Origin of the sequence: Pseudomonas panipatensis, from assembly GCF_900099785.1 — a bacterium.
Taxonomy (GTDB): Bacteria; Pseudomonadota; Gammaproteobacteria; order Pseudomonadales; family Pseudomonadaceae; genus Pseudomonas; species Pseudomonas panipatensis.
The window spans coordinates 107258-127272 of the sequence record NZ_FNDS01000004.1 but is presented as its reverse complement, the minus strand read 5'-3'; the positions used below and the strand labels follow the sequence as shown (position 1 = coordinate 127272).

At 64.5% G+C, this 20015-nt stretch carries 22 protein-coding genes; 20 read left to right on the top strand and 2 right to left on the bottom strand.

All coding sequences use genetic code 11. From position 1 onward, the window contains the following. Nucleotides 1-47: 47 nt before the first annotated feature. The 15 genes from flhA to BLQ74_RS10680 all read left to right on the top strand — a co-directional run bounded on the left by flhA (nucleotide 48) and on the right by BLQ74_RS10680 (nucleotide 15182). Nucleotides 48-2204 (top strand): flagellar biosynthesis protein FlhA, encoded by a 2157-nt coding sequence (gene flhA, locus BLQ74_RS10750; protein WP_425287488.1) that lies wholly within the window; start codon nucleotides 48-50, stop codon nucleotides 2202-2204. Nucleotides 2205-2214: 10 nt separating this feature from the next. Further along, the gene (flhF, locus tag BLQ74_RS10745) at nucleotides 2215-3516 is read left to right on the top strand and encodes a flagellar biosynthesis GTPase FlhF (protein WP_090262558.1); all 1302 of its coding nucleotides are present in this window, start codon (nucleotides 2215-2217) and stop codon (nucleotides 3514-3516) included. Nucleotides 3517-3668: 152 nt separating this feature from the next. Beyond that, nucleotides 3669-4499 (top strand): flagellar synthesis regulator FleN, encoded by an 831-nt coding sequence (fleN, locus tag BLQ74_RS10740; RefSeq protein ID WP_090262557.1) that lies wholly within the window; start codon nucleotides 3669-3671, stop codon nucleotides 4497-4499. Beyond that, entirely contained in the window at nucleotides 4496-5242 is a 747-nt protein-coding gene (gene fliA, locus BLQ74_RS10735; RefSeq protein WP_090262556.1) for an RNA polymerase sigma factor FliA, read from the top strand. Before fleN ends, fliA begins: the two co-directional genes overlap by 4 nt. Before the next feature lie 284 nt (nucleotides 5243-5526). Further along, nucleotides 5527-5901, top strand: coding sequence for a chemotaxis response regulator CheY (locus BLQ74_RS10730; protein ID WP_090262896.1), 375 nt, complete (start codon nucleotides 5527-5529; stop codon nucleotides 5899-5901). A gap of 19 nt (nucleotides 5902-5920) precedes the next feature. After that, nucleotides 5921-6706 carry a protein phosphatase CheZ gene (locus BLQ74_RS10725; RefSeq protein WP_090262555.1) on the top strand — a complete coding sequence of 262 codons (786 nt, stop codon included), beginning with the start codon at nucleotides 5921-5923 and terminating at the stop codon, nucleotides 6704-6706. Between the two features lie 30 nt (nucleotides 6707-6736). Further along, a complete protein-coding gene (locus tag BLQ74_RS10720) occupies nucleotides 6737-8992 on the top strand; it encodes a chemotaxis protein CheA (RefSeq protein WP_090262554.1) in 2256 nt (751 codons plus the stop codon). A 53-nt stretch (nucleotides 8993-9045) separates the two neighbouring features. Then, a complete protein-coding gene (locus tag BLQ74_RS10715; RefSeq protein ID WP_090262553.1) occupies nucleotides 9046-10140 on the top strand; it encodes a protein-glutamate methylesterase/protein-glutamine glutaminase in 1095 nt (364 codons plus the stop codon). Nucleotides 10141-10156: 16 nt separating this feature from the next. After that, nucleotides 10157-10897 carry a flagellar motor protein gene (locus BLQ74_RS10710; protein ID WP_090262552.1) on the top strand — a complete coding sequence of 247 codons (741 nt, stop codon included), beginning with the start codon at nucleotides 10157-10159 and terminating at the stop codon, nucleotides 10895-10897. 13 nt (nucleotides 10898-10910) lie between these two features. Continuing rightward, nucleotides 10911-11792 (top strand): flagellar motor protein MotD, encoded by an 882-nt coding sequence (gene motD, locus BLQ74_RS10705; RefSeq protein ID WP_090262551.1) that lies wholly within the window; start codon nucleotides 10911-10913, stop codon nucleotides 11790-11792. A 46-nt stretch (nucleotides 11793-11838) separates the two neighbouring features. Next, entirely contained in the window at nucleotides 11839-12627 is a 789-nt protein-coding gene (locus BLQ74_RS10700; RefSeq protein WP_090262550.1) for a ParA family protein, read from the top strand. 82 nt (nucleotides 12628-12709) lie between these two features. Further along, a complete protein-coding gene (locus BLQ74_RS10695) occupies nucleotides 12710-13609 on the top strand; it encodes a CheW domain-containing protein (protein ID WP_090262549.1) in 900 nt (299 codons plus the stop codon). 82 nt (nucleotides 13610-13691) lie between these two features. After that, entirely contained in the window at nucleotides 13692-14171 is a 480-nt protein-coding gene (locus BLQ74_RS10690) for a chemotaxis protein CheW (RefSeq protein ID WP_090262548.1), read from the top strand. Nucleotide 14172: 1 nt separating this feature from the next. Further along, nucleotides 14173-14580 (top strand): DUF2802 domain-containing protein, encoded by a 408-nt coding sequence (locus BLQ74_RS10685; RefSeq protein ID WP_090262547.1) that lies wholly within the window; start codon nucleotides 14173-14175, stop codon nucleotides 14578-14580. Nucleotides 14581-14702: 122 nt separating this feature from the next. Continuing rightward, nucleotides 14703-15182, top strand: coding sequence for a hypothetical protein (locus BLQ74_RS10680; protein WP_090262546.1), 480 nt, complete (start codon nucleotides 14703-14705; stop codon nucleotides 15180-15182). Here the strand turns inward: BLQ74_RS10680 and BLQ74_RS10675 are convergent. Continuing rightward, nucleotides 15154-15501: an EscU/YscU/HrcU family type III secretion system export apparatus switch protein gene (locus BLQ74_RS10675; RefSeq protein ID WP_090262545.1), complete on the bottom strand. Its 348-nt coding sequence runs from the start codon at nucleotides 15499-15501 to the stop codon at nucleotides 15154-15156. The genes BLQ74_RS10680 and BLQ74_RS10675 overlap by 29 nt on opposite strands. Continuing rightward, nucleotides 15498-17081, bottom strand: coding sequence for a flagellar hook-length control protein FliK (gene fliK, locus BLQ74_RS10670; RefSeq protein ID WP_090262544.1), 1584 nt, complete (start codon nucleotides 17079-17081; stop codon nucleotides 15498-15500). The genes BLQ74_RS10675 and fliK overlap by 4 nt, the downstream gene beginning before the upstream one ends. Before the next feature lie 130 nt (nucleotides 17082-17211). Here fliK and ccmA point away from each other — a divergent pair, with 130 nt between their 5' ends. The 5 genes from ccmA to ccmE all read left to right on the top strand — a co-directional run bounded on the left by ccmA (nucleotide 17212) and on the right by ccmE (nucleotide 20013). Beyond that, complete coding sequence (ccmA, locus tag BLQ74_RS10665; RefSeq protein WP_090262543.1) at nucleotides 17212-17883, top strand: cytochrome c biogenesis heme-transporting ATPase CcmA; 672 nt, start codon at nucleotides 17212-17214, stop codon at nucleotides 17881-17883. After that, nucleotides 17880-18551, top strand: coding sequence for a heme exporter protein CcmB (gene ccmB / locus BLQ74_RS10660; protein WP_090262542.1), 672 nt, complete (start codon nucleotides 17880-17882; stop codon nucleotides 18549-18551). The genes ccmA and ccmB overlap by 4 nt, the downstream gene beginning before the upstream one ends. Before the next feature lie 63 nt (nucleotides 18552-18614). Next, nucleotides 18615-19361 carry a heme ABC transporter permease gene (locus BLQ74_RS10655; RefSeq protein WP_090262541.1) on the top strand — a complete coding sequence of 249 codons (747 nt, stop codon included), beginning with the start codon at nucleotides 18615-18617 and terminating at the stop codon, nucleotides 19359-19361. Further along, nucleotides 19358-19534 (top strand): heme exporter protein CcmD, encoded by a 177-nt coding sequence (gene ccmD, locus BLQ74_RS10650; RefSeq protein ID WP_090262540.1) that lies wholly within the window; start codon nucleotides 19358-19360, stop codon nucleotides 19532-19534. Before BLQ74_RS10655 ends, ccmD begins: the two co-directional genes overlap by 4 nt. Further along, entirely contained in the window at nucleotides 19531-20013 is a 483-nt protein-coding gene (gene ccmE, locus BLQ74_RS10645; RefSeq protein ID WP_090262539.1) for a cytochrome c maturation protein CcmE, read from the top strand. The genes ccmD and ccmE overlap by 4 nt, the downstream gene beginning before the upstream one ends. Nucleotides 20014-20015: the final 2 nt, after the last annotated feature.

Below are 20015 nucleotides of genomic sequence, written 5' to 3'. Positions count from 1 at the left end.
CCCTGTAGCGCCGCTTCCGGCGTCAAAAGTTTGATTCTCGTGGGCCGATGGTCCGCACCAGGGTAGTAGGGGAGTTCGGGGTGGATCGTTCGCAATGGGTCGGCGCAGTACGCAGCAATCTGGCAGGACTGGGCCGCGGCAACCTGGGGGTGCCGCTGCTGCTCCTGGCGATGCTGGGGATGATGACCCTGCCGATCCCGCCGTTCCTGCTGGATGTGCTCTTCACCTTCAACATCGCCCTGTCCATCGTCGTCCTGCTCGTCTCCGTGTACGCCCTGCGTCCGCTGGACTTCGCGGTGTTCCCGACCATCCTGCTGGTCGCGACCCTGCTGCGCCTGGCGCTGAACGTCGCCTCCACCCGCGTGGTGCTGCTTCATGGCCATGACGGCCACGCCGCCGCGGGCAAGGTGATCCAGGCCTTCGGCGAGGTGGTGATCGGCGGCAACTACGTGGTCGGTATCGTGGTCTTCGCGATCCTCATGATCATCAACTTCGTGGTGGTCACCAAGGGCGCCGGGCGGATTTCCGAAGTCAGCGCGCGTTTCACCCTGGACGCCATGCCCGGCAAGCAGATGGCCATCGACGCCGACCTCAACGCCGGTCTGATCGAGCAGGCGGAGGCCAAGAAGCGTCGCGCCGAGGTGGCCCAGGAAGCCGACTTCTACGGCTCCATGGACGGTGCCAGTAAGTTCGTTCGCGGCGACGCCGTCGCCGGCCTGCTGATCCTCTTCATCAACCTGATCGGTGGCGTGGCCATCGGTGTGATCCAGCACCAGATGTCCTTCGGCGACGCCGGCAAGGTCTATTCGCTGCTCACCATCGGCGACGGTTTGGTGGCGCAGTTGCCCTCGCTGCTGCTGTCCACCGCGGCGGCGATCATGGTCACCCGGGTTTCCAGCTCCGAGGACATGGGCCAGCAGGTCAACCGGCAGATGTTCGCCTCGCCCAAGGCCCTGGCGGTTTCCGCCGCGATCCTCATCGCCATGGGCCTGGTGCCGGGCATGCCGCATATTTCCTTCGTCGGCCTGGGTGGCCTGGCCGCCGCCGGCGCCTGGTTGATCTGGCAGCGCCAGCGCAAGGCGGTGCAGGCCGAGGAACAGGAAACCCAGCGTCAGCAGGAATTGCTGCCAGCACAGCGCGCCCAGGAAACCAAGGAACTCGGCTGGGACGACGTGACCCCGGTGGACATGGTCGGTCTGGAAGTTGGCTACCGGCTGATCCCGCTGGTCGACCGCAACCAGGGCGGCCAGTTGCTGGCGCGGATCAAGGGCGTACGCAAGAAGCTGTCCCAGGACCTGGGCTTCCTGATGCCGTCGGTGCACATCCGCGACAACCTCGACCTGTTGCCCAACGCCTATCGTTTGACGCTGATGGGTGTCAGCGTGGCGGAAGCCGAGATCTACCCCGACCGCGAATTGGCGATCAATCCGGGGCAGGTGTTCGGCACGCTCAACGGCATCGCTGGCAAGGACCCGGCGTTCGGCCTGGAAGCCGTGTGGATCGAGGCCGGTCAGCGCGATCAGGCGCAGTCGCTGGGATACACCGTGGTAGACCCGAGCACGGTGGTCGCCACGCACCTCAACCAGGTCCTGCACAAGCACGCGCACGAACTGCTCGGGCACGAGGAAGTCCAGCAACTGATGCAACTGCTGGCCAAGACCTCGCCCAAGCTGGCGGAAGAGTTGGTTCCGGGACTGATTTCCCTGTCCACCCTGCTCAAGGTCCTGCAGGCGCTGCTGCAGGAGCAGGTGCCGGTACGCGATATCCGCACCATTGCCGAGGCCATCGCCAATGTGGCCGCCAAGAGTCAAGATCCCGCCGCGATGGTTGCTGCGGTCCGCGTCGCGCTATCTCGCGCCATCGTGCAAAGCATTGTGGGGCTTGACTCGGAGCTGCCTGTGATCACCCTGGAACCCAGGTTGGAACAGATTTTGCTGAATAGCCTGCAGAAGGCCGGACAAGGTTCGGAAGATGGCATGTTGTTGGAGCCGGGAATGGCCGAAAAGCTGCAACGCTCGCTGGTCGATGCGGCGCAGCGCCAGGAAGTGCTCGGCAAGCCGGCGATCCTCCTGGTGGCAGGTCCGATTCGCGCGATGATGTCGCGATTCGCGCGGATGGCGGTATCCACCATGAGCGTGCTGGCCTACCAGGAAATACCGGACAACAAGCAAGTCACCATAGTCGCCACCGTTGGACAGAATTAAGGACAGCGCCATGCAGGTTAAACGCTTTTTCGCCGCCGATATGCGCCAGGCCATGAAGCTGGTCCGTGATGAGCTGGGCGCGGATGCCGCCATCATCGGCAACCGCCGGGTCGCGGGTGGCGTCGAGCTGACTGCGGCGCTGGACTATCAGCCGCCGGCGGCCGCCAGTAAGCCGAATCCTGCGCTGGAAGCCGAGTTGCGCAAGACCCAGGCGCGCATCGCTCAGGCCCGCGCCGAGCTGAGCACGCCGATCCGCGCCGCGCAGGATGCGCGCAAGGATCGTCAATTGTATGGCGCCGAACCCGCCAAGCGCCCGAGCCTGGCCGAAGCCATGGCCGCGCCGGTGGCGCCTGCCGCACCGAGCGCCAGCCAGCAGACTCTGGAAGCCATGCGCTTCGAACTCAACGGGCTGCGCGAGCTGATCGAAGTGCAGCTTGGTTCCATCGCCTGGAATCAACTGCAGAGCCAGCGGCCCAAGCAGGCTGGCCTGTGGCGCCGCCTGCAGCGCATGGGCATGCCGGCCGACCTGAGCCGCCAACTGCTCGAGCGCGTGGCCGGCATTGCCGATCCCAAACAGGCCTGGCGCATGCTCCTGGCGCATCTGGCGCGCGCCATCCGCACGCCGGACGCAGACTTGCTGGAGCAGGGTGGGGTGATCGCCCTGGTCGGTCCGGCCGGGATGGGCAAGACCACCACTTTGGCCAAGCTGGCCGCGCGTTACGTCCTGAAATACGGCGCGCAGAGCCTGGCGCTGGTGAGCATGGACAGTTTCCGCCTGGGCGCCCAGGAGCAGATCAAGACCCTCGGGCGCATCCTCAACGTCCCGGTGACCCTGGTCGATCCCGGTCAGTCTCTGGTACAGGCCATGGCGCCTTTGGCGCGCAAGCGCCTGGTGCTGATCGACACCGCCGGACTGCCGGCCAGTGATCCGGCGCTGCGCATGCAGCTCGAAGCGCTGGCGGCGCAGAGCCTGAACGTGAAGAGTTACCTGGTGTTGGCGGCTACCAGTCAAAGCCAGGTGATGAAGGCCGCCTGGCACGCTTACCGCACCTGTGGCCTGGCCGGCTGCGTGCTCACCAAGCTGGACGAAGCCGGCAGCCTGGGGGAAGCCCTGGCGCTGGTAATAGCACAACGTCTTTCGGTTGCCTATCTGGCGGACGGGCCGCGAATTCCGGATGATCTGCAGGTTGCCCGCGCGCACCAACTGGTCAGCCGCGCGGTCAGTCTGCAGGCCCCCGACGAACCCTGTGAGGACACCATGGCCGGGTTATTCGCCGGCCTTTATCAGCAACCGGCGCGTTACGCCGGCTGAACGATTCCCGCGACTCCCGCGTAACGGGGGTCGCCAAGCGGATACGGATGCTCGAACAGATCCGTCAGCGCTGGGGGCGGAGAGCACTGCAACCGGCAGGATCCAGGCGCAACGAATGGCGTCGGGGTCGATGAAGAGGCAAGGTAAGGTTTATGGGTATGCATCCCGTTCAGGTAATCGCGGTCACCGGTGGCAAGGGTGGTGTCGGCAAGACCAATGTGTCGGTGAATCTGTCGCTGGCCCTGGCCGAGCTGGGTCGCCGCGTCATGCTGCTGGACGCCGACCTCGGACTGGCCAACGTCGACGTCTTGCTGGGGCTTTCTCCCAAACGCACCCTGGCCGATGTCATCGAGGGCGAATGTGACCTGCGTGACGTGATTCTCCAGGGGCCGGGCGGTATCCGCATCGTTCCCGCGGCGTCCGGCACGCAGAGCATGGTGCAGCTATCGCCGATGCAGCATGCCGGACTCATCCAGGCTTTCAGCGATATCAGCGAAAACATCGACGTGCTGGTGGTGGACACCGCCGCTGGCATCGGCGATTCGGTGGTCAGCTTCGTGCGTGCCGCTCAGGAAGTGCTGCTGGTGGTCTGCGACGAGCCGACGTCGATCACCGACGCCTACGCACTGATCAAATTGCTCAATCGCGACTACGGCATGACGCGCTTCCGCGTGCTGGCCAACATGGCGCACAGCCCGCAGGAAGGGCGCAACCTGTTCGCCAAGCTGACCAAGGTCACCGATCGCTTCCTCGATGTGGCGCTGCAGTACGTTGGCGCCGTTCCCTACGACGAGTCGGTGCGCAAGGCGGTACAGAAGCAACGCGCGGTCTATGACGCATTCCCGCGCAGCAAGGCTTCGCTGGCCTTCCGTGCCATCGCCCAGAAAGTCGACAGCTGGCCGCTGCCGGCCAACCCGCGTGGGCACCTGGAGTTCTTCGTGGAGCGCCTGGTGCAGAATCCAACCACGGGTTCGGCCGTATGATGAGCGGCTCCGGAGCGCGTATGTACAGCAAGGCGCAGGCGCAGAACTCCCAGGAACAGCTGATCCAGCGTTACGCCCCGCTGGTGAAGCGGATCGCTTACCATCTGCTCGGCCGCCTGCCGGCCAGCGTCCAGGTGGAAGACCTGATGCAGGCCGGCATGATCGGCCTGCTCGAGGCGGCGAAGAAATATGACTCCGGCAAGGGTGCCAGCTTCGAAACCTACGCGGGCATCCGTATCCGTGGCGCCATGCTCGACGAGGTACGCAAGGGGGATTGGGCGCCACGCTCGGTCCACCGCAACACACGCATGGTCAGCGATGCCATCCGGGCGATCGAAGCGCGTACCGGGCGGGATGCTAAAGATCAGGAAGTCGCTGCCGAACTCAATATGAGTCTCGACGATTATTACGCGATCCTCAGCGACACCCAGGGCAGTCGTCTGTACAGTTTCGACGACCTGGTGCTGGAGGGTGGTCAGGGTGGCGCGGTGGAAGACTCCATGCACCTGGACAATGAACCGTCCCATGGATTGGAGGACGAGCGCTTCCAGGCGGCGTTGGCCGACGCCATCACCAAGCTCCCCGAACGCGAGCGGCTGGTGTTGGCGCTCTACTACGACGAAGAACTGAACCTCAAGGAGATCGGTGAAGTGCTGGGGGTCAGCGAGTCGCGGGTCAGTCAGTTGCATAGCCAGTGCGCCGCTCGATTGCGCGCGCGTCTGGCGGAATGGCGGGCGCATTGAGTGCCGATCGCAACAAAGCCATAGCGGAATTTTCCGACAAGACGGATAGAATCTTGCCGGTTTGACCCGTGCGGCACCATCGAGCGGAAAGCGGGGCCGGCACGGCTCCAGGTGGAGCGGCACGAAATGGGTGGGGGTGTGGTCCGTCGGGGAGTTCCCGGTGGAGGCCCCGTACCCGGGAAGCGAATCAGGGTGGGTGCCTGTCGGGCGCCGGCCAATGGGTTTTCAAGGCGCGTCCGTGGCGGCGCGTCAGGGACTGGACGGAGGCAGGTTTGGACAAGAACATGAAAATTCTCATTGTGGACGACTTCTCCACGATGAGGCGCATCATCAAGAACCTCCTGCGTGACCTGGGGTTCACCAATACCGCTGAGGCCGACGACGGCACCAGCGCGCTGCCGATGCTGCACAGCGGCAATTTCGATTTCCTCGTCACTGACTGGAACATGCCGGGCATGACCGGTATCGACCTGTTGCGCGCCGTGCGTGCCGACGAACGCCTGAAGCATCTGCCGGTGCTGATGGTGACCGCGGAAGCCAAGCGCGACCAGATCATCGAAGCGGCTCAGGCCGGGGTCAACGGCTACGTGGTCAAGCCTTTCACCGCTCAGGTGCTGAAAGAAAAGATCGAGAAGATTTTCGAGCGGGTTGGCGGTTGAAGCCGACCAAGAGGGCGTCATGGAGCTCGTCAACGATTCCACGGGTGACTTCGAGTCGACCCTGAAAAAACAAGCGCACGAACTGGTCGACAGCCTGGAACGGGGCGAGGTCCAGCAGGCCGTACAGCTCATCCATGAGCTCAACCAGGCGCGCGACCGTGGCCTCTACCAGGAGGTCGGAAAGCTCACCCGCGAACTGCACAACGCTATCGTCAATTTCCAGATCGACCCGCATTCGCGGCACGTCGAGGAAATGTCGCAGATCGCCGACGCCACCGATCGTCTGTCCTACGTGGTGCAGATGACCGAGAAGGCGGCCAACCGCACCATGGACCTGGTGGAGGAGTGCACGCCACTGGTCGGGCATATCGAGAGCGAGGCCAAGGCGCTGCAGCAGGATTGGTCGCGCTTCATGCGTCGGGAGCTGGGGCCGGACGCCTTCCGCGACCTGGCCAAGCGCGTCGAGCAATACCTCTACAGCAGCGCCCAGGACAGCCGCAAACTCTCCGCGCACCTCAACGACATCCTTCTCGCGCAGGATTTCCAGGATCTCACCGGGCAAGTGATCAAGCGCGTCACCAAGCTGGTCACCGAGGTCGAGAGCAACCTGGTCAAGCTGGTCTGGATGGCGGGGCAGGTCGATCGTTACGCCGGCATCGAGCACGACCACCAGGAAATGCGCGATGAAGTCGCAAAAGAAAGATCGTCCAAGGGTGAAGGTCCGCAGGTCGCTGCCGATAAAAGAGTGGACGTCGTATCCGGTCAGGACGACGTCGACGATCTGTTGTCCAGCCTTGGTTTTTGAGGTGTGTGATCACACCGTAGGGAGCACCGCATGAGCTTCGACGCCGATGAAGAAATCCTCCAGGACTTCCTGGTGGAGGCCGGCGAGATTCTCGAGCAATTGTCCGAACAACTGGTCGAGCTGGAAAGCCGACCGGATGACATGGACTTGCTCAACGCTATTTTCCGTGGCTTCCACACTGTCAAGGGTGGGGCGGGCTTCCTCCAGCTGAATGCGCTGGTCGAGTGTTGCCATATCGCGGAGAACGTCTTCGACATCCTGCGCAAAGGCGAGCGTCGGGTCAGCTCCGAGCTGATGGATGTGGTGCTGCAGGCGCTGGACACGGTCAACGTCATGTTCGATCAGGTCCGCAACCAGCAGGAGCCCACTCCCGCGTCCGCCGAGTTGCTCGCTGCGCTTGCGCGCCTGGCGGAACCGGCCGGAGACGACGAGCAGGCGCCGGAGCCCGTTGCCGAGGCGCCGGTCGAGGCGGTTCCCGCTGCCGCTCAGACGCCAGCCTATGGCGAAATCACCGATGCCGAGTTCGAGCAGTTGCTCGATGCGCTGGAGCCAGCCGATACCGCGCAACCGGCGCCGGCTGCAGCGGCCGAGCCGACCGGCAACGCCGCTGGCGATGAAATCACCGACGACGAATTCGAAGCGCTGCTCGACCAGTTGCATGGCAAGGGGCAATTCGCTGGCGCCAAGGCGGTTGCCGAGAACGCCGCCGCACCCGCTGCGCCAGCGGAGAGCGCACCTGCAAAGTCCGGCGACGACCAGATTACCGACGATGAATTCGAAGCCTTGCTCGATCAATTGCACGGCAAGGGTCAGTTCAGTGCCGACAAGGCAGTGGTCGAAAACGTTGCCGCAAAACCCGCGGCGCCAGCCGAGAGCAGCCCTGCCGCTTCCGGCGACGATCAGATTACCGACGATGAATTCGAGGCATTGCTCGACGAACTGCACGGCAAGGGCAAGTTCGGTGCCGCCGAGGAAGCTCCCGCTGCCGCGGTAGCACCGGCGGCGCCTGCTGCGGCAGTGGTGCCGGCTGTGGCCAAGGCCCGACCCGCCGCGCCAGCCAAGGCGCCTGAGCCTTCGCGGCCTGCCGCCGCGCCTGTCCATGAGAAGAGTGCCAGCGAGGCGGAGACCACGGTGCGCGTCGATACCGCGCGGCTCGACGAGATCATGAACATGGTCGGCGAGCTGGTGTTGGTGCGAAACCGCCTGGTGCGCCTGGGGTTGAACAGCGGCGACGAGGCCATGAGCAAAGCCGTGGCCAACCTCGATGTGGTTACCGCCGACCTGCAGATGTCGGTGATGAAAACCCGCATGCAGCCGATCAAGAAGGTCTTCGGACGCTTCCCGCGGCTGGTGCGCGATCTCGCGCGCAACCTGAAGAAAGAAATCAACCTGGAGCTGGTCGGCGAAGAGACCGATCTCGACAAGAACCTGGTCGAGGCGCTGGCCGATCCGCTAGTGCACCTGGTGCGCAATGCCGTCGACCACGGTATCGAATCGCCGGAGGAGCGCGAAGCCGCCGGCAAGCCCCGTGGCGGGCGAGTGGTGCTGTCCGCCGAGCAGGAAGGCGACCATATCCTGCTGTCGATCTCCGACGACGGCAAGGGCATGGACCCGGATATCCTCCGCGCCAAGGCGGTGGAGAAAGGCCTGCTGGAGAAGGATGCGGCGGAACGGCTGAGCGAGTCCGACTGCTACAACCTGATCTTCGCCCCCGGCTTCTCGACCAAGACCGAGATTTCCGACGTCTCCGGCCGCGGTGTCGGCATGGACGTGGTGAAAACCAAGATTTCCCAGCTCAACGGCATCATCAACATCTACTCGGCCAAGGGCCAAGGCTCGAAGATCGTCATCAAGGTCCCGCTGACCCTGGCGATCATGCCGACCCTGATGGTCATGCTGGGCAACCAGGCGTTTGCCTTCCCCCTGGTCAACGTCAACGAGATCTTCCACCTCGACCTGTCGCGCACCAACGTGGTGGACGGCCAGGAAGTGGTGATCGTCCGCGACAAGGCCTTGCCGCTGTTCTACCTCAAGCGCTGGCTGGTGCCCGGTGCCGCCTACGAGGAGCAGGGCGAGGGGCATGTGGTGATCCTCTCGGTGGGCACCCAGCGCATCGGTTTCGTCGTCGACCAACTGGTCGGTCAGGAAGAAGTGGTCATCAAACCCCTGGGCAAGATGCTCCAGGGCACCCCCGGCATGGCCGGCGCGACCATTACCGGCGATGGGCGAATCGCCCTGATCCTCGACGTGCCGAGCATGCTCAAGCGCTACGCGCGGCGAATCTGATCAATCCGCGCGGGGCTGCCCGCGCGCGATCATGGCTTTAATCAGGAGTGTTTATGGCTGTCAAAGTCCTGGTGGTGGACGATTCGGGATTCTTCCGCCGCCGCGTCTCGGAAATCCTCTCCGCCGACCCGCAGATCCAGGTGGTCGGCACGGCCACCAACGGCCGCGAAGCGATCGACCAGGCGCTGGCGCTCAAGCCCGATGTGATCACCATGGACTACGAGATGCCGCTCATGGATGGCATCACCGCGGTGCGCAATATCATGCAGCGCTGCCCGACCCCGGTCCTGATGTTCTCCTCGCTGACCCATGAGGGCGCCCGCGTCACCCTGGACGCCCTGGATGCCGGTGCGGTGGATTACCTGCCGAAGAACTTCGAGGATATCTCGCGCAATCCGGAGAAGGTCCGCCAGTTGCTCTGCGAGAAGGTCCACACCATCGCCCGTAGCAACCGTCGCTACGCCTCCTTCCTTTCCGCGCCGGCGCCTGCCTCTGCACCGCCTTCGCCGGCTGCTGCCGCAGCGCCCCGGCATGCTCCTGCCGCTCCCCAGGCCGCTGCGCCCCAAGCCTCGACCCCAAAGCGTAAGCCCTACCGGCTGGTCGCCATCGGTACGTCCACCGGTGGTCCGGTGGCGCTGCAGCGGGTGCTGACCCAGCTGCCGGCCAATTTCCCCGCGCCCCTGGTGCTCATCCAGCACATGCCGGCGGCCTTCACCAAGGCCTTTGCCGAGCGGCTGGACAAGCTCTGTCGGATTAGCGTCAAGGAGGCCGAGGACGGCGACTTGCTGCGTCCGGGCCTGGCCCTGCTGGCACCGGGCGGCAAGCAGATGATGGTCGATGGGCGCGGTGTGGTGCGCATTCTCCCTGGCGATGAGCGGTTGAATTACAAGCCCTGCGTCGACGTGACCTTTGGTTCGGCGGCCAAGGCCTATGGCGACAAGGTACTGGCGGTGGTGCTCACTGGCATGGGCGCCGATGGCCGTGAAGGCGCGCGCATGCTCAAGCAGAGTGGCAGCCAGGTGTGGGCGCAGGACGAGGCCAGTTGCGTGATCTACGGCATGCCCATGGCTATCGCCAAGGCGGGACTTGCCGACGCGGTCTACAGCCTCGACGACATCGGTCGGCACCTCGGCGAGGCCTGTGCATGAGTCGGGATTCGCGCTGATGGATGTACTCAGCCTGGTCGGTCTGATACTGGCGCTGGTCGCCATCATCGGCGGCAATTTCCTCGAAGGAGGGCACGTCAGCGCGCTGGCCAACGGTCCGGCCGCGTTGATCGTGGTCGGCGGTACGCTGGCAGCGGCCTTGCTGCAAACCCCGGTGGCGATGCTCAAGCGCTCGCTCAGCCTGCTGCGCTGGATAGTCCTGCCACCCAAGGTGGACCTGCCCGGCGGCATCAACCGGGTGGTGGGGTGGAGCATGACGGCGCGCAAGGAAGGCCTGCTGGGGCTGGAAACCGTCGCCGAAAGCGAACTCGATCCTTATGCGCGCAAGGGCCTGCAATTGCTCGTCGATGGCGTCGAACCGGAGTCCATCCGCAGCATCCTGGAAGTGGACCTGTTCAATCAGGAAGGGCGCGATCTGCAAGCGGCCAAGGTCTTCGAGAGCATGGGCGGCTATGCGCCGACCATCGGTATCATCGGCGCGGTGATGGGCCTGATCCATGTCATGGGCAACCTTGCCGATCCCAGTCAACTCGGTAGCGGCATCGCCGTCGCCTTCGTCGCCACCATCTACGGCGTGGGCTTCGCCAACCTGTTGCTGCTGCCGATCGGGAACAAGCTGAAGAGCATCGTGCTGCGTCAATCCAGCTACCGGGAAATGCTCATGGAGGGGCTGCTGTCCATTGCCGAGGGCGAAAACCCACGCTCTATCGAACTGAAGCTGCAAGGCTTCGTCGGCTGAACGGGGAGTCGCCATGGCCCGTCGTCCCCACCGTGACGAACATGAGAATCACGAGCGCTGGTTGGTGTCCTACGCGGATTTCATCACCCTGTTGTTCGCCTTTTTCGTCGTGATGTATTCGATTTCCTCGATCAACGAAGGCAAGTACAAGATTCTCTCGGAAACCTTGACCGGGGTGTTCAATCAGCCGGACAGATCGATCCGGCCAATCCCCATCGGCGAAGATCGGCCGCGCACGACCCAGGCGCCCAACGACGACATGCAACAGGGTGGTCAGGACAGTCGCGACGCCGGCGACCCGCTGACGCAGATCGCCAACTCGGTGCGCGAGCAATTCGGCGACCTGATCAAGAGTGACCAGTTGAGCGTGCGGGGCAACGAGCTGTGGATCGAGATCACCCTCAACTCCAGCCTGCTGTTCCCCAGCGGTGACGCCATGCCCGCCGATGCAGCGTTTGACATCGTGGAAAAGGTTGCCAGGATTCTGACGCCCTATCGGAACCCTATCCATGTGGAGGGCTTTACCGACAACGTGCCCATCCACAACGCGCAGTACCCGACAAACTGGGAATTGTCCACCGCGCGTGCGGCGAGCATAGTGCGCCTGCTGGCGCAGGACGGGGTCGATCCCGGACGCCTGGCGGCGGTGGGTTACGGCGAGTTCCAGCCGCTGGCGGACAACGCCAATGCCGAAGGCCGTGCGCGCAATCGCCGGGTGGTGCTGGTGATTTCCCGCAATCTGGAAGTGCGCCGCAGCGTCAGCGGGGTCGGCAGCGCCAAGGCGCAGCCGGATCCGGTTTTGCGGCAGGCTGGCACGCAACCTGCACCGCAGGCTTCCAACGAGGCGCCCACTGCGGGTGCCGTCAAATCTCCGTCGCCTGCGCCCGGGGGCTGAGCAAAATGACAAGCATGAACCAACCATTCGGACCGGAGAGAACAGCATGAAAGTCTGGGCGGTTGCCAATCAGAAAGGCGGCGTCGGCAAGACCACCTCGTCCATCGCACTGGCTGGCCTGCTGGCCGATGCCGGCAAGCGCGTCGTAGTGGTCGACCTCGACCCGCATGGCTCCATGACCAGCTATTTCGGCCATGACCCGGATACCCTCGAGCACAGTGTGTTCGACCTGTTCCAGCACCAGGGCACGGTTCCCGAAGGCCTGCCGAAGCAACTGCTGCTGCCGACCAGCCACGAGAAAATCGCGCTGCTGCCCTCGAGCACCGCGCTGGCTACCCTGGAGCGCCAGTCGCCGGGGCAGAACGGCCTCGGCCTGGTGATCTCCAAGAGCCTGGCCCAGCTCTGGCAGGATTTCGATCACGCCATCATCGATAGCCCACCGTTGTTGGGCGTGCTCATGGTCAACGCATTGGCCGCCAGCCAGCATCTGGTCATCCCGGTACAGACCGAGTTCCTTGCCCTCAAGGGCTTGGAGCGCATGGTCAATACGCTGTCCATGGTCAACCGCTCGCGGCGCCAGGCGCTGCCCTACAGTATCGTGCCGACCCTGTTCGATCGCCGTACCCAGGCCTCCATCGGCGCCTTGCGCCTGCTCCGCGACACCTATCCGGATACCCTCTGGCCGGCGTTCATTCCGATCGATACGCGCCTTCGCGATGCCAGCCGTCACGGTTTGGTACCTTCGCGGTATGACGCCAACAGTCGTGGTGTGATTGCCTATCGCGCGCTGCTCAAGCACCTGCTTGGCCAGGTACCGGCAACCCAGGTGGCTTGACGATGAATATCCGACGGCAGTGTTCAAGTCTGACCCCAGGCCGGCCGATAGGCTGGCTAACCCCATTGCGCGGATTCCCTGCATGAGCCGTTCCGCTACCGCCACACGCCCCCAGATCGCGTTGCAGTCCTATCTCGACGCATTGCTGCAGGAGGCAACGTTCGAAGAGGTCGTCAGCGCGCCCGCCGTGCTGGAGCCGGTCGTCCTCACCGCCGTCGCCGCGCCCATAGCGGTCGAGGTACGTGCCGATGTGACAGCGGATGAGACGTTCGCCAGCAGCGTCAGCCTTGACGAGTTCGAGGCCGCGGTGCTCGAAGAGCAGGTTCGCGATGCGCGCCTGGCCGGTGCGAGCGCCGAGCCTGTTGTCATCCACGCTCCTCGCGAACCGCTGGCCAGCCCCGTGCTGGAGCCGCCGGCTCCCGCGCAGGCGCCGCTCTCCGCTCAGGTCATCGAACTGCATCGTCCCGGCAGTGCCGATTTGCCGGCAGCACCGCTGGCGTTGCTCGACGATGGCCGTCCGCTGTGGGCCGCCGAACCCTTCGAGTGTCTGCTGTTCGATGTCGCTGGCTTGACTCTGGCGGTGCCGTTGGTCTGCCTGGGCTCGATCTATCCGCTGAGCGGACAGGAGTTGACTCCGCTGTTCGGCCAGCCGGACTGGTTCCTCGGCATACTGCCCAGCCAGGCCGGCAACCTGAAAGTACTGGATACCGCGCGCTGGGTGATGCCCGAGCGCTATCGCGACGATTATCGCGAAGGGCTGCAATATGTGATTTCGGTGCAGGGGTACGAGTGGGGGCTGGCGGTGCATCAGGTCAGTCGCTCGGTGCGCCTCGATCCGTCCGAGGTGAAATGGCGCAACCAGCGCGTGCAGCGACCCTGGCTTGCCGGTACCGTGATCGAACAGATGTGCGCGCTGCTGGATGTCTCGGCCCTGGCCGAGCTCATCGCCAGCGGCGCGGCGCGCAACCTGCCGCGGCGTTGAGCCGACGCCGGCTGGCAACGAAATTGAACGACAACCGCCATGCGGCCAAACCGGCGTGGCAGATAACGAGAGGCGAGGGGATATGAACAAGACGTCAGCGCAAGGTGCCGAAGATCCGATTCTGCAGTGGGTCACCTTCCGCCTGGACAACGAAACCTATGGCATCAACGTGATGCAGGTCCAGGAAGTGCTGCGCTACACCGAGATCGCTCCGGTGCCGGGGGCGCCCAGCTATGTGCTGGGGATCATCAACCTGCGCGGCAACGTGGTCACGGTGATCGATACCCGTCAGCGTTTCGGCCTGGACCCGGCGCCGGTATCGGACAATACCCGCATCGTCATCATCGAGGCTGACAAGCAGGTGGTGGGTATTCTGGTCGACAGCGTTGCCGAAGTGGTCTACCTGCGCCAGTCCGAGATCGAGACCGCACCCAATGTCGGTAACGAAGAGTCGGCCAAGTTCATCCAGGGCGTCTGCAACAAGAATGGCGAGCTGCTGATTCTGGTCGAGCTGGACAAGATGATGACCGAGGAAGAGTGGTCGGAGCTGGAGAGCATCTGAGATGCTGGTCGCTCTGGCCTTGCTCGGGGTCGTCTGTCTGGCCCTGGGGGGATTCTCTGTCCGGTTGCTGCTCGAGCAGCGCCGTCAGGCCGCGCTCATCGCCCAGCAGGCGACCCAGGGCGCGGCACTGGAGCTGCGTCTGAAGGAGCTGGGCAAACGCCTCGAATCCTACCAGCGCATCAACGTGCGCATGGGGGAGGAGCTGGGTGAGCTGCGCAAGCAGGTCGCCAATTTGCCCGAGCGCCTGGCGCGCCTGGAACAGCGTGATCCGGCCAGCCTTTCCTTCAGTCAGGCGGCGCGCCTGGCCGGAATGGGGGCCAGTGCCGCCGATCTGACTCAAGCGTGTGGTTTGTCCCAGGCCGAAGCCGATCTGGTGGCCCGCCTGCACCGTGGTCGCCCGCAGGATTGACCTCGCGCCAGGGGCGCCGTGCAACGCGGCGGCCCCCTACCGGCTTTTCGGATTTGTCTCATCATCAAGCGTTGACGGCCTCGGTAGATTGGCGGACATCAGCCATTTCCGAGGATTTCGCAATGCTTCCGTTATCGCAGCGGACCCTGGTGTTCTGTCCGCACCCCGGTTGTCTGCAGCAGTACGGCATACTGCTTAACCGTCTTGAGGTCTTTCACCTCAGCTTGTGCCTCAATCTTGGCGAAGTGACCGCAGCCTTGCGTTCCGGTCAGCACTACCACCTGTTCATCTACGACAAGTTCAGCCTCAGCGAAGACGACTTCGCGACCCTGCTGCGCCTGAGTCGCAACGATGCCATCCAGCAGTTCGTCCTGGTCGGCAGTTTCTCCGAACCGGAGCGCCTGGAACTGCTGGAGTGGGCCTGGCATAACCGGGTGCCCCTGCTGCAGATTCTGGAGCGCCCCTTCAGTCTTGCCCAGTTGCGCATGGCTATCACCAGCCTGGTAGATTACGGCAATGCGCATGTCGGCGGTTTTCGCGATGGCCAGCCCGCTTTCGCGATGGCCAAGGAACTCAGTGGGATGCCGGGCTGGCCGGCGTGAGGCCGGGGCCCTCGAGTAAGAGCTGCTCGCTATTGGCGTTTGCCCGGGGTGCCGGACTCTTGCCCTTGAGGTACCAGGCGAAGGCGATGATCTCCGCCATGGTCCGGTACAGCGCTTGTGGAATTGCTTCACCCAGTTCCAGGCGCGCCAGCAGGCGCACCAATTCGCCATTTTCGTAAATCGGTACTTCGTGCTCGCGGGCGATGGCCAGGATGGCTTCGGCCAATTCGGCGTCGCCCTTGGCGCTGAGGGTCGGAGCGCTCTGCCCGTCATAGTTGAGGGCAATGGCCTGGCGTGGGACCTTGTGCGTTTTCTTCATGCGGTTTCATCCACCCAGCGTTGTTCCAGAGCGGTGCGGGCACCTTGCGGCGGCCGCCCCTGGCGGCAGGACAGCTCGCGCACCGTGAGGCCGGCATCCTGCAAGCGTTGACGCAGGTGGCCGAGTTCGCGGTCAATCAATTGGGCGGTGCTGTCGCGTTCGGCCCACAGTTGGCTGCTCAAGCCGATGCTGGCCAGCGTGGCCTGCACCTGTAGCGGCCCGAGCGGGTCGAGGTCGAAAGCCAAGTCGATACGCCAGAGGCTCTCTCGCGCTTGCTCCTGATCCTTGTGGCTGTGGCGTTCCTCTTGCTGAATGCGCACTTGCAACGGGATCACCGACTGCTGCTGGCGCATGGGGATTTCCATCTGCCAAGTGTTCAACTGGCCGCCGTCGGGCAATGGCTCGCTCTGCACCAAGCTGCTCAACTGGTGGGTCTGCAGGCGGGCGACCGCGGCGCTGGCCAGTTTCAGCAACGACTCCAGGTCGCCCTCGTCTTCCAGCTTCTGCAGGGTTCGCGGGGGGAGCGGAAAGTCGGTGTGCTGGACACGGGGGCTGCCATTCTGACTGAGCGTCCCGAGGGCATTGCGCACGAAAGCCGGCAAGCTGCGCACCAGATTGGCCGCCGAGTTGTTGGCCAGGTTGGCGAGCAGGCCGGGGGCATCGTCGCCGGCTACGGGCAGCAGTTCGCTGATCAACCTCAGCAGGTTCGCCTTGTAGTCGCTGGCTTGCGGTGCGACGCCTTGCAGCAGACGTCCTTCGAGGAAGCTGCCACTTTGCTGCAGCGCCTGGGCCAGGCCCTTGGCGTCGCTGAGCTGGTGAATGTCCGGCAGGCTGGCGAGCAAGGTGTTCACCGCGCCGCGCAGCGGCGCTGGCAGATCCTCGCCGTGAGCAGTCAGAGTCTGCAACGTCTCGATCAAGGCCTGGGGCGGCGTTTGCCGGCCTTGCTGGGCGATCAGTTGGCGGCTCAAGTTGAGCTGGTCGAGGCGCTCCGACAGCGGCAGGAACTGCAGCGCGCGAGTGTCCTGGACCTGCGCGCTGAGCAGACTGCCAGGCTTCAACGGGCGCGCCGAATCGAGGTCCAGCAGGCGCCCGGCCAACGGTCCGCCGAGCAGGCGTAGCAGCACCCGGTAGCCGCTGGTTTGTGTCTGTTCGGCTGGCAGTGCGGTACTGGACAGCACCTTGCCTTGCACCAGGCTGCCTACCGGAAGCTGCTCCAGATCGAGGCTGGCCAGTGGCAGCAGGTCGTCGACGATCGCACTGCTGGATGGCGCCAGCAGGGTGGCGGCCAGGCTCGTGGGGGACACGGCGGACAGGGTGAGGTTGCTGCCCTTGGGCAAGGGTTGCGCGCTATCGGCGGTGACCAATGCCTGCTGGCCGCTGGCCAGGGTCAGGCGCAGCAACAACTGGAAGTTGAAAGGGGCTTCGCGAACCGCCAGGACTTCGGCGCTGGCGCTCTGTCCGGTAGGCAGCAGATCGCCCAGGCTCTGTGCCAGCTTCAGGGAAATTTCCGCCGCGCTCTGGGTGACGCGCGCGGGGGTCAGCGCTGGCAGCGGGCGGGAGGCGCCAATCTCGCTCGGCATCGGTAAACCTTGCTAACAAGCTGTCGAAAATGCCGGCGCCGGGGCCGGGATGGGGCGTGTATAATGCGCCGCCCGTGGCCACTATAGCGGCCCGTGGCAGCATGACTTTAGCCTGAATTCGATTCTCTCGATGGGTTCCGATGCCTTGACCAGTCCGCTTCTCGAAACCGTGGCGCTCGCCTGCGAGCGAGACTGGCGCATGCTCTTCGAAGGCCTCGATCTGCGCCTTGGCGCCGGCGAGATGCTGCAGATCGTCGGCCCCAACGGCAGTGGCAAGACCAGCCTGCTCAGGCTGCTCTGCGGGCTGATGCAACCGACCGCCGGCGAAGTGCATCTGAATGGCCGGGCGTTGCACGAGCAGCGTGGCGCCCTGGCGCGCAGCCTGCTGTGGATCGGTCACGCCGCGGGAATCAAGGGGCTGCTGACGGCCGAGGAGAACCTGGCCTGGCTCTGCGCCTTGCACCAGCCGGCCGAACGCCAGGCGATCTGGTCGGCGCTGGCGGCGGTGGGGCTGCGTGGCTTCGAGGACGTGCCCTGCCATACCCTGTCCGCTGGCCAGCAGCGTCGCGTGGCGCTGGCGCGTCTGTACCTGGACGCCCCTCCGCTGTGGATTCTCGACGAACCTTTCACCGCCCTCGACAAGCAGGGTGTCGCGCAGTTGGAGGAGCACCTGGCCCGGCATTGCGAACGCGGTGGGCTGGTGGTGCTCACGACCCACCACAGCCTGCAGCGCATGCCCGCCGGCTATCGTGCCCTCGACCTCGGCCAGCACGCCCGCGAGAGCGCGGGGGTGCGTGCATGAGCAACGTCTTCAGCCTGCTCCTGACCCGCGAGGCGCGCCTGCTGTTCCGCCGCCCGGCGGAGCTGGCCAATCCCCTGGTGTTCTTCGCCATCGTCATCGCCCTGTTCCCGCTGGCCGTCGGCCCGGAAAGCCAGATGCTGCAGAACCTCTCGCCCGGCCTGGTGTGGGTGGCGGCGCTGCTGGCGGTGCTGCTGTCGCTCGATGGCCTGTTCCGCAGCGACTTCGAGGACGGTTCGCTGGAGCAGTGGGTCCTTTCGCCGCACCCCCTGCCTCTTCTGGTTCTGGCCAAGGTGCTGGCACACTGGTTGGTTTCGGGGCTGGCCCTGGTGCTTCTGTCGCCTTTGTTCGCCTTGATGCTCGGATTACCGGTACGCTGCCTGCCGGTCCTGCTGCTGTCGCTGCTGCTCGGGACGCCGGTGCTCAGCCTGCTCGGCGCGGTCGGTGCGGCGCTGACGGTCGGTCTGAAACGCGGTGGGCTGCTGCTGGCATTGTTGATCCTGCCGCTGTATATCCCCGTTCTGATTCTCGGCAGCGGTGCCTTGCAGGCATCGTTGCAAGGCTTGCCGACCGCCGGGCACCTGCTCTGGCTCGGCAGCCTGACCGCGTTAGCATTGACGCTGACGCCTTTCGCCATCGCTGCTGGCCTGAAGATCAGCGTTGGCGAGTGAACCCAGCCGTACGCGCGGAGCGGTCCCGGCTATGAAAAGAAGTGCCCTGACACACAGAGCCTGATGATGAACTGGACTTGGTTTCACAAGCTTGGGTCGCCCAAGTGGTTCTACGAGATCAGCGGACGCTGGCTGCCCTGGTTCGCCATCGCTGCCGTGCTGCTGATCGTCACCGGTATCGTCTGGGGGCTGGCCTTCGCGCCGCCGGATTACCAGCAGGGCAACAGTTTCCGCATCATCTATATCCATGTGCCGGCGGCGTTCCTCGCCCAGTCCTGCTATGTGATGCTGGCGGTGGCCGGCGCCATCGGCCTGATCTGGAAGATGAAGATCGCCGATGTCGCGGTGCAGTGCGCGGCGCCCATCGGTGCCTGGATGACCTTCATCGCGCTGGTCACCGGGGCCATCTGGGGCAAGCCGACCTGGGGCGCCTGGTGGGTCTGGGATGCGCGCTTGACCTCGATGCTGATCCTGCTGTTCCTCTATTTCGGCGTCATCGCCCTCGGCCAGGCGATCAGCAACCGCGACAGCGCGGCCAAGGCTTGCGCGGTGCTGGCCATCGTCGGGGTGGTGAACATCCCGATCATCAAGTACTCGGTGGAGTGGTGGAACACCCTGCACCAGCCGGCCACGTTCACCCTGACCCAGAGGCCGGCGATGCCCGCCACCATGTGGGTGCCGTTGCTGATCATGGTGCTCGGCTTCTACTGCTTCTTCGCCGTCGTGCTGCTGATGCGCATGCGTCTGGAAGTGCTCAAGCGCGAGTCGCGCGCGTCCTGGGTCAAGAACGAGGTGGAACGCGCCCTATGAGTTTCGAGTCGTTCGGCGATTTCCTCGCCATGGGCCACCACGGGCCCTACGTCTGGTCGGCCTATGCCATCAGCCTGGTGGTACTGGCGATCAACGTTGCCTCACCCATCCTGGCGCGTAAGCGTTATCTGCAAGAAGAGGCGCGCCGTCTGCGCCGGGAGGCCAATAAGTGAATCCGGTCCGCAAGAAGCGCCTGTACATCGTCCTGGCCATCGTCGCTGGCGTCGGCGTCGCCGCCAGCCTGGCGCTGTCCGCGCTGCAACAGAACATCAATCTGTTCTACACGCCGACGCAGATCGCCAACGGCGAGGCGCCGCATGACACGCGCATCCGCGCCGGCGGCATGGTCGAGAAGGGCTCGCTGAAGCGTTCGGCCGACTCCCTCGACGTGGAGTTCGTGGTCACCGACTTCGCCAAGGAAGTCACGGTGAAGTACCGCGGCATCCTCCCGGATCTGTTCCGTGAAGGGCAGGGCATCGTCGCCCTCGGCAAGCTCGACGAGAACGGCGTGCTGAGCGCCGATGAGGTATTGGCCAAGCACGACGAGAAGTACATGCCGCCGGAGGTCACCAAGGCCCTCAAGGACAGCGGCAAGATGGGCCAGTACGAAGCCTCCAAGAGTGGCGGCGCGGCGCAGCAGGGGAGCAACTGACG